Origin of the sequence: Meiothermus sp., assembly GCF_026004075.1 — a bacterium.
Lineage (GTDB): Bacteria > Deinococcota > Deinococci > Deinococcales > Thermaceae > Meiothermus.
The window spans coordinates 2,337,054-2,349,254 of sequence record NZ_BPIK01000001.1 but is presented as its reverse complement, the minus strand read 5'-3'; the positions used below and the strand labels follow the sequence as shown (position 1 = coordinate 2,349,254).

Sequence of the window (12,201 nt, the reverse complement as noted above, 5' to 3'; positions counted from 1 at the left end):
GAATTCCTCTAGAGGAAGGAACTTTGCGCCAGGCTCAACTTAAGGCCGTCGGGGCGGAGGTAGAGGGGAAGGTGGTTCGGGTGGTAGGGGAGGAAACCCTCTGGGAGGTTCTCAGAATCATCGATCCTCTACCCTTAGAGAAGGTGGAACGGGAGAGCATCTCGCTTGCAGGGCTCTTCTGGCGCATGCTCAGTGAAAGGAGGAGGCAGTGCTCCAGGTTTTCTACATAGAGTTTTGGCGTTTCCTAAAAGCTCTCACCCGCTACCCCCTGGAGCTTGTAGGGAGCGTGTTGGGGGCAGTTGTGGTTTTTTCCCTTTTCTTTTCCGGGGCACACTACTTAGCTGGCCCCACCCTTTTCGGGGAGCGGCTGGAGGCTTTGGTGGTGAGCATTGTTGCCTGGTCACTGGCTTTTTCTCTACTTTCACATACTGCCTCCAACATAGCAGAAGAGGCATTAGCAGGGTTATTAGAACAATTAGCCCTTACCCGTCCTGGGCTTTTGGGTGTGGTGTTGATAAGGGCATTTTTATCTGTTATCCAGGTTGCCCCCCTGGTCATACCAATTTTTTTGGCCATTCTCCTAACCTCTGGGGCTCGGCTTGAATTCCAGCCCCTGGCCCTCCTACCGCTTGGAACTCTAGCCTTAGGAAGTTTGGGTTTAGGCCTAATTTTTGGAGGGTTGACCCTGGTTTACAAGCGCGTCAGCCAACTACTGGGCCTTCTTCAGTTTGTCTTCCTAGGTCTTTTCCTCGTGCGTTTTGAAGCTTTGGCTTGGCCTTGGGGTAATCTGGGTTACTTCTTGCCCCTTACTCCCTCAGTTGCAACCCTGCGTCTGCTTTTAGGACACGGAGAGAACCCAGTATGGAGCCTTTTACTCCTCGCTGGGGTCAATGCCCTGGCCTATCTGGCTTTGGGAATCGGGTTCTTCAAGCTCACCCTCCACACAGCACGGCGGCGAGGTGTGCTGGGAACCTACTGAAAGCGTATCCATAATGCGATCTGTAATCTCACCAAACGCTACGGGGCGTGGGGCGTACTGGTTAGCGGTGCGATCTCCCTCGAGATCCGCCAGGGGGAGGTTCTAGGGGTCTTCGGGCCGAACGGGGCCGGGAAGACCGCCCTGGTGCGCCAGATGGGTGGTACTGTGTTCAAAGCCCGGCAGGAGGTGGTTGCAGCTGGATAGGAGAACTTTTCGATGGCGCCTGGTTGGGCTGGCTTTGCGCCAGGTGATCCAGGCGGCCCCCCTCGAGGCCACCCTGCTTTTGCTGCTGCTGGCCCTGGGGGGGCTGGTGCCGGTGGGGGTTCTGGGCTTTACCCGCGCCCTGGTGGACGGCCTGGTGGCCGGTCTGGGGGAGGGCGTATGGAGCCCCTGGCTCTGGTGGCCCCTGCTGGGGCTGGCCCTGGCCTTTGCCCTGGACTTCCTGCTGGCCCCCTGGGTGGCCTATCTGCAGGGGGCGGTGAACGAGCGGCTCACGGCCCGGGTGCACCTTCTGCTGATGGATAAAGTGGGCGGCCTGCCCGACCTGACCCCTTTCGAGAACCCCAGCTTTCACGATGAGCTGCAGGTGTTGCGCGATCAGGCCCCCTACCAGCCCCTGAACCTGCTCATCTTTCTGGGGAGCGCCTTCCGGGGGAGCATCACCGTGGCCGGGGTGTTGCTGCTTTTGCTGAGCGCGGCGCCCCTTTTCCCGCTGTTGCTATTGCTGGCCACCCTGCCCCAGGCCATCCTAACCTTCCGGCTGCAGAAGGGGGTGTGGGAAGCGGTGCTGTTCACCGCGCCCGAGGCCCGCCGGATGCGCTACTTTGCCGAGGCCCTGCTCGAGGCCGACACGGCCAAGGAGGTGCGCTCCTTTGAGGAGATCCGCTTTGAGCAGGTGGGCTTCACCTACCCCGACGGGAGGCGGGCCTTGCAGGACGTTAGCTTCACCCTGCGCCGGGGGAGCGCCTGGCCCTGGTGGGGGAGAACGGGGCGGGCAAGACCACCCTGGTCAAGCTGCTCCTGCGCTTCTACGATCCCGGCGAGGGGCGCATCCTGGTGGACGGGGTGGATCTGCGTGAGCTGGATCTTGCGGCCTGGCGCCGCCTGGTGGCCGCGGTCTTCCAGGACTTTGGCCGCTATGCCCTAACCCTTGAGGAAAACATCGCCCTTTCCGACCTAAAGCACCTCCACGACCCAAAGCGCTTAGAGGAGGCGGCCCGGGCCGGAGGGGCCGAGGGGCTGCTCCTCCGGCTGGGGCCGGAAGCTTTGCTCTCCAGGGCCTTTGGGGGCACCGAACTGTCCCTGGGGGAGTGGCAGCGGGTGGCGCTCTCGCGGGCCTTCTTCCGCCAGGCCGAGCTGCTGGTTCTGGACGAGCCCACGGCCTCCCTGGATCCCAAAGAGGAGGCCCACCTCTACGCCCGCTTTGCCGAGCTGGCTAAGGGGAAAACGGTGCTCCTCATCACCCACCGCCTGGGCCCGGTGCGGATGGCCGACCGCATCCTGGTGCTGAGCGGGGGTCGCCTGGTGGAGGAGGGCGATCACGCCACCCTGCTGGCCCGTGGGGGTGCCTACGCGGAGCTCTGGCGCTTGCAAGCCGACCTCTACCGCCCCGACCTGGCCGACAAATGAGGAAAATTGGAGCAATCAAGTTAGCTCACGCGCCGCGATTGCTTTTCTCGGGGTTTATCTCGTTCTGCTGGGTTGGTTTAGCCTGTGGTGGGCCAGGTCTACACTGGGGAAGAAAGAAGGTTTGTGAGGGTAATACGATGTACCCGCCCGCGACGACTTGCGGGTGATGGTAGGCCGCGTGGGGTTGAGTGGGTTTTTCTCAAAGAGAATAATACCATCCCTGCGAAACGAAGAATCTCTCCAGGCTCATTTTTTGCCGCTGGTGGCAGCACTGAAAATAGCGAAGGCTGCCATATGAGCAAAATCGGTGCCTTCCTCAGACAGCACTACCCCGCCCTGGCCCACCCCTCCTACGTCCGGCTGCTCTGGGCCACAGCCTTTTCCAGCCTGGGCAGCCAGTTTACGGTGCTGGCCCTGAGCGTGGCGGTCTATAGTGCCACCGGCTCGGTGGCCTCGCTGGCGGGTATCTGGGCGGTGCGGGTGGCCTCGAGGCTCCTTCTGCAGCCTTTCACCGGCGCGCTGGCCGACCGCTGGGATCGTCGTAGAACCCTGGTGGGGGGCTACCTGCTGAGCGCCCTGCTCGCGGCCAGCCTGGTGCTGGTGCTCCACGAGCCGCTCTGGGTCTACCCGCTGGTCTTCCTGATCCAGACGGTAGAGGGCCTGGTGAGCCCCGCCATGGCCGCCGCGGTGCCCTCCCTGGTACCCAAGGAAGCCCTGGTCTCGGCCAACGCCCTGCGGGTGGTGCTTACCAAGGTAACGGCCTCGCTGGGCCCGGCCCTGGCGGGGCTGCTGTACGGTTTGGTAGGCCCCCTCTGGCTCTTCCTCTTCGATGCCCTTACCTTTGCCGGTGTGGCCTACGCCGTGCGCGGCCTCCCGGCGACCCTGGGGGCGGCCCAAAGCCGCCGGGGTACCTCCCTCTGGGCCGAGGCGGCTGAGGGGGTGGGCTTCGCGGTGAACAGCCGAACGGTGCTGATCATCCTGCTGCTCTCCTTGCTCACCTCCTTGTTCTGGCGGGTGGTGGAGATCGTGATGGTGCCCATCTCGCTGGAGGTGGCCCAGATTGGGGCTGCGGGCATGGGGCTCTTGTACACCAGCCTCACCCTGGGGGGCGTGCTGGGGGTGGCCTTCCTGGGAGCACTCAAGAAGGGCATCCCTGGCCTTGCCTGGGTGGTCTTGCTCAACACCCTGCTGGCCGTCCCCATGCTGCTGGGAGCGACTTTTCCCACGTTTCCGATGCTTCTGGCGGTTTTCTTTCTGAGCGGTATCCTGTTCGACATCTCGGGTGTCGCCACCCAGTCGCTGTTGCAGGCGGTGGTGCCAAAACAGTTTCTGGGGCGGGTGTTCAGCCTGGTGAACGTGAGCCTGGCCTTAGGGGTGCTGCCCGTGCTGGCGCTGGTTGATCCGCTGGTGCGCTGGCTCGGCTCTGCGGGAACCTTGCAAATCGTTTCACTCCTTGTGGGCGGTATGGGAGTTCTGCTGTTTATTGCTGCAAAGGTTCGCGTCAGCTCGGTAGAGAAAAAGGAGGAACCTTCGGGATGACAACGCCGGAGCGTGTGTATCTGCGGCCTGTTGATTTCGGCGATGCCACTGCAATCCAGAAATGGTACGCCGCGCCGCAGGTGGTGGAGTACGCCATCATCCAGCCATTCCTGGGCTATTCCCTCAGTGAGGTACAGGATTTGATCAAGAAGTGGCTTGGCCGCGATGACCGCAAGCTATACGTGTTGAGAGCCTTGGAGCGGGATTGTGATGCAGGCCTGGTATTCCTAGAGCACATTGACTGGAAAAACCGGGCTGCGAAAATTGCCTTGCTCATAGGCGAGCCCAACCTGCGAGGACTCGGCATAGGCCAAGCCGCGCTCCGCAGCGTGATTCATTTGGGTTGTCACGACTGGGGACTTCACCGCCTGGGAGCCAACTGCTTGGCCACCAACCATGCCATGATCCGATGCCTCGAGCGGGTGGGTTTTGTTCAAGAGGGCCTGATGCGGCAAGCGGTACTTCGCCACGGGCAGTATCAGGACTTGCGAATCTACGGCTATCTTCATCCATGAATTTTATCTGTACTCGTCAGCCCCACGCGGGCCGCATCAGTGGCCCCCTGCTCGACCGCTTCGACCTGGTGGTGGAAGTCCCCCGCCTCACCCCGGAGGAGCTGGCCCGCGCGCCGGAAGGAGAATCCACTGCCGTGGTCAGGGAGAGGGTGCTTGCGGCCCGGGAGCGGATGAAAGCCCGGCAGGGGAAGCTCAACAGCGAACTTTTTGGCCGGGCCCTGCGGCAGCACACCGCGCTGTCCCCAGCCTGCGAAGCCCTCTTGCAGGCGGCTACTCAGCGCCCGAAGCTACGACCGCATCCTGCGGGTGGCCCGCACCATCGCCGACCTGGCAGGGGCCGAACACGTCCAGGAGGCCCACCTGGCCGAGGCGCTGACGTATCGGAGGAGCCTCCTCTAGTGCACCCTGCCGCTCACCGTGGTGGGCGCGGTGGATCTGGTCATTACCGAGCTGGCGGTGTTTGGCTACCCCGACGGGCACCTGACCCTGCTGGAGCTGATGCCGGGGGCGACCCTCGAGGAGGTCAGGGCTAAGACCTCGGCCCGCTTTGTGGAGGCCTTGCGGTAGGCTGGCGGTTCCAGTCGCCCAGATACCTGAGCACCACCGGCGCAGCCAGGCCAAAGCCAAACCACAGATAAGGAAGGCTACCCCCGATAAGAAGCGCCGCCAGCGGAAAGGCCAGGGCCGCCAGCACCACGCCCCGGTAGCGGCTCTGCGTTAGCAAAAAAGCCAGCCCAAACAGCCCCAAAGCGGCCGCGAGCAGCGCTGGCTGAACCGCGAACAAGACCCCCACCGAAGGGGCGATGCCCTTGCCCCCGCGCCCCAGCAGCCACACTGAGTAGCAGTGCCCCAGCACCGCCAGGGCCCCGGCCAGCAGCCCGCCGCCAGGGTCGCGCGCCAGAAACTCGCCCAGCGCCACCGCCATAATGCCCTTGGAAACGTCCAGCACCAGCACCATCAGCCCCGGCACGGCCCCCAGCACCCGCCAGGCGTTGGTGGCCCCCACGTTGCCCGAGCCCTCGAGCAGCAGGTTTTTGTTTTGCAGCACCCCAAACCAGTAAGCAAAAGGCAGTGAACCCAGCAGATAACCGGCCAGGGCCGCATAAAGCCATTCCATAGCCCTCAGGCTATCAAACGGCGGCAAGTTGGGCGCGCCGGAGTTTTGAACATTTATGCAACCCCGCCCCCTGCTTATGCGTGTGGGCATGGACAAACGACGGTATCTTGATGCAACCCCACTTTGCAGACCACTGCCGCACGGCCTGCTATTTTCCGGCCAAAACCACCTTGACCTGGCCAGGCACGGTATGTATCCTTATACTTCACGCCTGGGTTGTATCCAGGGCGGTTTGGCGGTACTGTATGGCTTTGTGTGGGGCCTGTGGCCCACTCCGAGGTGAATGAATGAAAATCGTGCTTGCATACTCCGGCGGTCTGGACACCAGCATCATCCTGAAGTGGCTCATCGAAAACTACAACGCCGAGGTGATCACCTTTACCGCCGATATCGGCCAGGGCGAGGAGGTCGAGGAGGCCCGGCGCAAAGCCCTCCAGACCGGGGCCAGCAAGGCCTACGCCCTGGATCTGCGCGAGGAGTTCGTGCGCGACTTTGTTTTTCCCATGATGCGCTCGGGGGCGCTCTACGAGGGCTACTACCTGCTGGGCACCTCCATTGCCCGCCCGCTGATTGCCAAGCACCTGGTGCGCATTGCCCAGGAGGAGGGGGCCGAGGCCATCTCCCACGGTGCGACCGGCAAAGGCAACGACCAGGTGCGCTTCGAGCTCACCGCCTACGCGCTCAAGCCCGATATCAAGGTAATCGCTCCCTGGCGCGAGTGGAACCTGGTGAGCCGCCCCCAGATGATGGAGTATGCCGCCATGCACGGGATTCCGGTGCCCACCACCCTGGAGAAGCCCTACAGCGTGGACTCCAACCTGCTGCACAACTCCTTCGAGGGCGGGGTGCTGGAAGACCCCTGGGCCGAGCCGCCCGCCGGGATGTTCCGCCTGACCAAAGACCCCTGGCAGGCCCCCGACGAGCCCGAGCTGGTGGAAATTCAGGTAGAGGGCGGCGATGTGGTGGCGGTGAACGGCGAGCGCCTCTCGCCCGCCCAGTTGCTGGCCCGACTCAACGAAATTGGCGGTCGCCACGGCATCGGGCGGGTAGACCTGGTGGAGAACCGCTTCGTGGGGATGAAGTCGCGCGGGGTTTATGAGACCCCCGGCGGCACCCTGATCTACCATGCCCGGCGGGCGGTGGAGAGCCTCACCCTCGACCGCGAGGTGCTGCACCAGCGCGACCAGCTAGGGATTAAGTACGCCGAGCTGGTTTACAACGGCTTCTGGTTTGCCCCCGAGCGCGAGGCTTTGCAGGCCTACATGGATCACGTGGCCAAGACCGTTACCGGCACGGTGCGCTTCAGGCTGTACAAGGGCAACATCATCCTGGCCGGGCGCAAGTCGCCCCTCTCGCTCTACGACAAGAGCCTGGTCTCCTTCGACGAGAAAGGCGGCTACAACCAGGCCGATGCCGATGGCTTCATCAAGCTCAACTCCCTGCGCCTGCGGGTACGGGCCAAGGCCCAGCCCAAGGACTAGCGGAGCCCAGCATGGCCGCCCAGGTACGCATTCGCCCCGCGACCCCTGCCGATGCAGCGGTCATTGCCCTGGTGGTGCGGCAGGCCTGGGCCGACCGGGTGGCAAGGGACTCCTCGGGGCACCACGAAAGCCCCGAGCAGGTGCTGCGCGACCTCGAGCGCGGCTACGGCTGGGTGGCCCTGGACGGCGAAGCGGTGGTGGGCACGGTGCGCCTGGTGCGGCACCCACACCCGCTGGAGCGGGGGGTGTGGGAGGTGCGGAAACTGGGGGTGCTGCCCGCGTACCGCCGGCAGGGGGTGGCCCACCGCCTGATGGAAGCCCTGCTGCGCCAGGCCTTCGAGCTGCGGGCCAGGGAGCTGCGCCTGGCCGTGCGCCACGACCAGCCCAAACTCCTGAAGTGGTACACCCAGTTTGGCTTTACCTACGACCCCAGCCTGCGCTACAGCACACCCAACCCCCAGACCCCGCCCCCTTTTGTGATGTCGAAAAAGCTCGAGGTGCAGTCGTGACGAGGAGGAAGGTTTGAGCCAGGAAACCCAAAAAACCTGGGGTGGCCGCTTTAGCGAGGCCCCCAGCCAGATCGCCCAGGAGTTCAACGCCTCCTGGAGCTTCGATAAGCGCCTGGCCCTGGTGGACATCCAGGGTTCGCTGGCCCATGCGGCCATGCTGGCCCAGCAGGGCATCCTGACCCCCGAGGAAGAGGCCCAGATCCGCCAGGGCCTGCTTTCGGTGCAGCAGGAGATTTTGCAGGGCACCTTCCAGTGGCGCGAGGAGCTGGAGGACGTGCACATGAACATCGAGGCCCGCCTGACCGAGCGGGTGGGCCCGGTGGGGGGCAAGCTGCACACCGCCCGCAGCCGCAACGACCAGGTCGCCACCGACCTGCGCCTATGGGTGCGGGGGGAGCTAACCCGCCTGCTGGACGAACTAAAGGCGCTGCGCAGGGTTCTGGTGCAGGAGGCCGAAAAGTACCTCGAGCCCCCCCTGATCCTGCCCGGCTACACCCACCTGCAGCGGGCCATGCCGGTGCTGCTCTCGCACTGGTTTCTGGCTTACTACGAGATGATTTCCCGTGACGCCGGGCGACTCGAGGACGCACTAAACCGCCTGAACGAATCGCCCCTGGGTGCGGCGGCCCTGGCCGGTACGGGCTTCCCCATCGACCGCCACGCCACCGCGCGGGCCCTGGGCTTTACCCGCCCTATGCGCAACTCCATGGACGCGGTGGCCTCGCGCGACTTCGTGCTCGAGGTGCTGGCGGCTTTAGCCATCGGCCAGATCACCCTTTCGCGCCTGGCCGAGGAGATCGTCCTCTACACTACCTTCGAGTTCGGCTTCGCCGAGCTGCCCGACGCCTTCTCCACCGGCTCCTCCATCATGCCTCAGAAGAAAAACGCCGACCACGCCGAACTCATCCGGGGCAAGGCAGGCCGGGTGCTGGGCAGCTTCGTCACGCTGGCCACCCTGACCAAGGGCCTGCCCCTGACCTACAACAAAGACCTGCAGGAGGATAAAGAGCCCCTCTTCGACGCGGTGGACACCTACCGGGCCTCGGTCAAGCTGCTGGCCGCCATGCTGCCGGGCCTGACCTGGAAACCGGAGCCCATGCGCAAAGCCGCCGAGTCGGGCTTCTCGCTGGCCACCGAGCTGGCCGACTACCTGGCCGAGCGCGGCCTGCCCTTCCGCGAGGCCCACCATGCGGTAGGGCGCATCGTGCGGTACTGCGCCGAACACGGCAAAGAGCTGCGCGACCTGAGCCTGTCCGAGCTGCAAGCGTTTCATCCGCTGTTTGGCGAGGATGCCCTGCCGCTCACGCGGTTGGAAACCGCCATCCACCGACGACGGAGCTACGGCGGAACCGCACCCGAGGTGGTGCGGGAAGCCCTGCGGCAGGCCAGGCTCGAGGTCGAAGGATGAAGCGGGATGGGGGAGGCTTTAGAAAGAGATGAGCACGATTGAAATTGGAACCACCGTGCTGCCCAAGGTGAGATGGGATGCCCAGGTGGAGCTGCGCAAGGCCCGGATGAAGGATGTGGAGCCGATCTACACCCTCATCAAGTACTGGGCCGAACGCGGCCTGATGCTGGTACGCAGCCACAACCACCTGTACGAAAACCTGCGCGACTTTTTCGTGCTGGAAGACGAAGACGGGCAGATTGTGGGCAGCGGGGCCCTGCACATCCTCTGGCACGACATCGCCGAGGTGCGCGGTCTGGCCATCCACCCCGAGCGGCAGGGGCAGGGCCTGGGCCGCTGGATTGCCCTGGCCGCCGAGCGCGAGGCCAAAGACCTGGGCATCCCCCAGATTTTCGCCTGGACGCTACAGGTTCGCTTCTTTACCGCGCTGGGCTACCAGGTCACCACCCGCGAGCAGCTCCCACCCAAGGTGTTCGCCGAGTGCAGCGCCTGCCCCTTCTACGACAACTGCCGGGAGATCGGGGTGACCAAGGTGCTGGATCCCGACAACGCCTACCGTAAGCCCGGGGCGTGAACCGAACAACCCCGGTATATGACGCAGCGCCCCCGGGCCAACCTTTAGAATCGGGAGGTATGGGATTGATTACCGAATACCTCTCGGCGGCGTTGCGGCAGGCCCGCTACAAACCAAGCGAGGGTGGCTTTATCGAGGCCAGCGTGCCGGGGCTGGCCGGTGTGATGGTGCGGGGGCGCACCTTTGAAGAGTGCCGCGAGCGTTTGCAGGACGAACTCGAGCTCTACCTGGCCCGCACCCTGCTGGCCCACGAGGCCCTGCCGGAGATACCGGGGGCCTCCAACGCCCTGCAGACCCTTGCTCTGGAGATTCACCCCAGCGCCAGCCTGGTCGAGCAGACCATTCTCCAGACCGCGCGTACCATCCTGGAAGAAGTACGGCTGCTGCGGCGCGGGGGCGGAAGCCCGGAAAAGCCACGGGCCCCGGAGGCCCGGCGGCCCTCGCTGCGCATCTCCGAGTATGTGCAGGAGGTGGGACTGGGGCTACAGCCCGCCCACAATGGCCTGACCGAGGCCGAGGAAAAAATCTTCGAGCGGGTGAGCAGTTTCCTGGGTGAGCGCTACGGCTCGCTCGAGGGCCTCTACCAGAAACTCAAGGCCGCCACCCACAAGGACAACGGCGAGTTCCAGTACTCGCTGGCCTCGCTCAGCCAGCAGGACATCGGCGCCAACACCCAGTTGTGCACCTTGCTCAAGGAGGGGGGCCTGCTCAAAAGCTACACCTACAGCCCCAAGCAGCGCCGCATTTATGGCCGCCTGGCCGACGACGGCAAGACCCGCAGCCTAATCACGGGGGGCTGGCTCGAGCGCTACGCCCGCCAGGTGGTGCAGCTCACCCTGCGGCGGCGCAACATCCCCCACGACCTGCTCCTGAACCCGGTGCTGCTCTATCCAAACGGCGACCGCTTCGAGGTTGACCTGCTGCTGCGCACCCCCCAGCTCTTCCTGCTCCTGGAGTGCAAGACCGGGGGCTACGAGGAGAACCTCGAGCGCCACCAGCGCATCGCTGCCGACCTGCGCATTCCCGCTAGGCAGGTGATGTACCTGCTCCTGGGCGTGCCCGAAACCGTGCTGGACGAGCTAAGCCGCCAGTGGGGCTTTACCTTCGTCAACGAGAAAACCCTATCCGAGCGGCTCGAGCGCCTGCTGGGCTAGCTGCCAGGATGAAGAAAAGTCTGGGGTGGGGCACTAAAAGGCTAAGATTGCATAGATTTGCAAAAAACGTGTATATTGTTCGTTTGAGAAGTGAGGCGCTGGCATGAGAGAACGCGCAGTTTTGGTTCTGGAAGATGGCACCGCCTACCACGGCTACGCCTTCGGTCACCGCGGTAAGAGCGTGGGCGAGGTGGTGTTCAACACCGCCCAGACCGGCTACCAGGAGATTCTGACCGACCCCAGCTACAACGGGCAGATTGTGGTCATGACCTACCCCCACCAGGGCAACTACGGGGTGAACGTCTTCGACATGGAGTCGAACCGGCCCTGGGTGCGCGGTTTTGTGGCGCGGGAGTTCAGCAAGTACACCGCCGGCCCCCGCGCCCAGCAAAGCCTGGAAGAGTTTATGCGTGATACCGGGGTGATGGGCCTCGAGGGCATTGACACCCGCGCCCTGGTACGCAAAATCCGCGAGGGCGGGGTGATGAAAGGCGTGATTGCCCACGCCACCCACTTCGGCTCGCCCAGCTACCGCTTCACCCCCGAGGACATCACAGCCCTGCGCGAGGAGGCCCGCAAATGGACCGACATTGACGGGCGCGACATGACCCCCGAGGTCTCTACCCCGCTGCCCTACCAGTTTCCCACCTTCAAGGGGCAGCGCCGGGTGGTGGTGATGGACTTCGGCATCAAGCACGCCCAGATGCGCTACATGGCCGAGCTGGGCTTCGAGCTGATCGTGGTGCCGGGCAAAACCAGCCCCGCGCAGATCATGGCCCTGGAGCCCCACGGCCTGTTTGTCTCCAACGGCCCCGGCGACCCCAGCATGCCCCGCTACGCCCACGAGACCCTCTGGAAGCTGATGGGCCTCCTGCCCACCTTTGGCATCTGCCTGGGCCACCAGCTTCTGGGCCTGGCCGCTGGGGGGCGCACCTTCAAGCTCAAGTTTGGGCACCGGGGGGCCAACCACCCGGTCAAGAACCTGCTCACCGGCAAGATCGAGATCACCAGCCAGAACCACGGCTACGCGGTAGACCCCGACACCCTCAAGGACTTCAAGCCCACCCACATCAACCTGAACGACGGCACCCTGGAGGGCATGGCCCACCTGCGCTACCCGGTGTTTAGCGTGCAGTACCACCCCGAGGCCTGCCCCGGCCCCCACGACTCCATCTACCTGTTCCACCGCTTCTTAGAGGAGGTGGACGCCTTCAACGGCCTGACCGGGACGCCGGTGGAGAAGCAGCGCGTGGGGGGTTTGGGGATTTAGGAAAGGCCCGCCCAGGTTTCATTTGG

General features: G+C 64.2%; 14 protein-coding genes and 1 pseudogene. 14 read left to right on the top strand and 1 reads right to left on the bottom strand.

The features are described 5' to 3' along the window. Positions 1–23: 23 nt before the first annotated feature. The 8 genes and pseudogenes from Q0X18_RS11340 (at position 24) to Q0X18_RS11310 (ending at position 5,229) form a co-directional block, all read left to right on the top strand. Positions 24–230 carry a hypothetical protein gene (locus tag Q0X18_RS11340; RefSeq protein WP_297562498.1) on the top strand — a complete coding sequence of 69 codons (207 nt, stop codon included), beginning with the start codon at positions 24–26 and terminating at the stop codon, positions 228–230. Further along, positions 209–979 carry an ABC transporter permease gene (locus tag Q0X18_RS11335; protein ID WP_297562496.1) on the top strand — a complete coding sequence of 257 codons (771 nt, stop codon included), beginning with the start codon at positions 209–211 and terminating at the stop codon, positions 977–979. The genes Q0X18_RS11340 and Q0X18_RS11335 overlap by 22 nt, the downstream gene beginning before the upstream one ends. A 6-nt stretch (positions 980–985) precedes the next feature. After that, positions 986–1,183: an ATP-binding cassette domain-containing protein gene (locus Q0X18_RS16185; RefSeq protein WP_374707530.1), complete on the top strand. Its 198-nt coding sequence runs from the start codon at positions 986–988 to the stop codon at positions 1,181–1,183. Between the two features lie 771 nt (positions 1,184–1,954). Next, positions 1,955–2,608 carry an ABC transporter ATP-binding protein gene (locus tag Q0X18_RS11330; protein WP_297562493.1) on the top strand — a complete coding sequence of 218 codons (654 nt, stop codon included), beginning with the start codon at positions 1,955–1,957 and terminating at the stop codon, positions 2,606–2,608. A gap of 294 nt (positions 2,609–2,902) precedes the next feature. Further along, complete coding sequence (locus tag Q0X18_RS11325; RefSeq protein WP_297562484.1) at positions 2,903–4,147, top strand: MFS transporter; 1,245 nt, start codon at positions 2,903–2,905, stop codon at positions 4,145–4,147. After that, the gene (locus tag Q0X18_RS11320) at positions 4,144–4,662 is read left to right on the top strand and encodes a GNAT family N-acetyltransferase (protein ID WP_297562482.1); all 519 of its coding nucleotides are present in this window, start codon (positions 4,144–4,146) and stop codon (positions 4,660–4,662) included. Before Q0X18_RS11325 ends, Q0X18_RS11320 begins: the two co-directional genes overlap by 4 nt. An 11-nt stretch (positions 4,663–4,673) precedes the next feature. After that, positions 4,674–5,061, top strand: a pseudogene (locus tag Q0X18_RS11315) (ATP-binding protein); the annotation flags it as partial. Positions 5,062–5,091: 30 nt separating this feature from the next. Next, entirely contained in the window at positions 5,092–5,229 is a 138-nt protein-coding gene (locus tag Q0X18_RS11310; RefSeq protein ID WP_297562480.1) for a hypothetical protein, read from the top strand. On the opposite strand, the gene Q0X18_RS11305 is transcribed toward Q0X18_RS11310, so the two are convergent. Continuing rightward, positions 5,192–5,779 carry a glycerol-3-phosphate acyltransferase gene (locus tag Q0X18_RS11305; RefSeq protein WP_297562476.1) on the bottom strand — a complete coding sequence of 196 codons (588 nt, stop codon included), beginning with the start codon at positions 5,777–5,779 and terminating at the stop codon, positions 5,192–5,194. The genes Q0X18_RS11310 and Q0X18_RS11305 overlap by 38 nt on opposite strands. Positions 5,780–6,066: 287 nt before the next feature. Here Q0X18_RS11305 and Q0X18_RS11300 point away from each other — a divergent pair, with 287 nt between their 5' ends. The 6 genes from Q0X18_RS11300 (at position 6,067) to carA (ending at position 12,175) form a co-directional block, all read left to right on the top strand. Next, complete coding sequence (locus Q0X18_RS11300) at positions 6,067–7,260, top strand: argininosuccinate synthase (protein ID WP_297562472.1); 1,194 nt, start codon at positions 6,067–6,069, stop codon at positions 7,258–7,260. 11 nt (positions 7,261–7,271) lie between these two features. After that, positions 7,272–7,769, top strand: coding sequence for a GNAT family N-acetyltransferase (locus tag Q0X18_RS11295; protein ID WP_297562470.1), 498 nt, complete (start codon positions 7,272–7,274; stop codon positions 7,767–7,769). A 13-nt stretch (positions 7,770–7,782) separates the two neighbouring features. Continuing rightward, positions 7,783–9,177 carry an argininosuccinate lyase gene (gene argH / locus Q0X18_RS11290; protein ID WP_297562467.1) on the top strand — a complete coding sequence of 465 codons (1,395 nt, stop codon included), beginning with the start codon at positions 7,783–7,785 and terminating at the stop codon, positions 9,175–9,177. A 28-nt stretch (positions 9,178–9,205) separates the two neighbouring features. Beyond that, complete coding sequence (locus Q0X18_RS11285) at positions 9,206–9,751, top strand: N-acetyltransferase (RefSeq protein ID WP_297562456.1); 546 nt, start codon at positions 9,206–9,208, stop codon at positions 9,749–9,751. Positions 9,752–9,810: 59 nt separating this feature from the next. After that, a complete protein-coding gene (locus tag Q0X18_RS11280; RefSeq protein WP_297562453.1) occupies positions 9,811–10,905 on the top strand; it encodes a type II toxin-antitoxin system HicB family antitoxin in 1,095 nt (364 codons plus the stop codon). Between the two features lie 103 nt (positions 10,906–11,008). Next, entirely contained in the window at positions 11,009–12,175 is a 1,167-nt protein-coding gene (gene carA / locus Q0X18_RS11275) for a glutamine-hydrolyzing carbamoyl-phosphate synthase small subunit (protein ID WP_297562450.1), read from the top strand. The last annotated feature ends 26 nt before the right edge of the window (positions 12,176–12,201 follow it).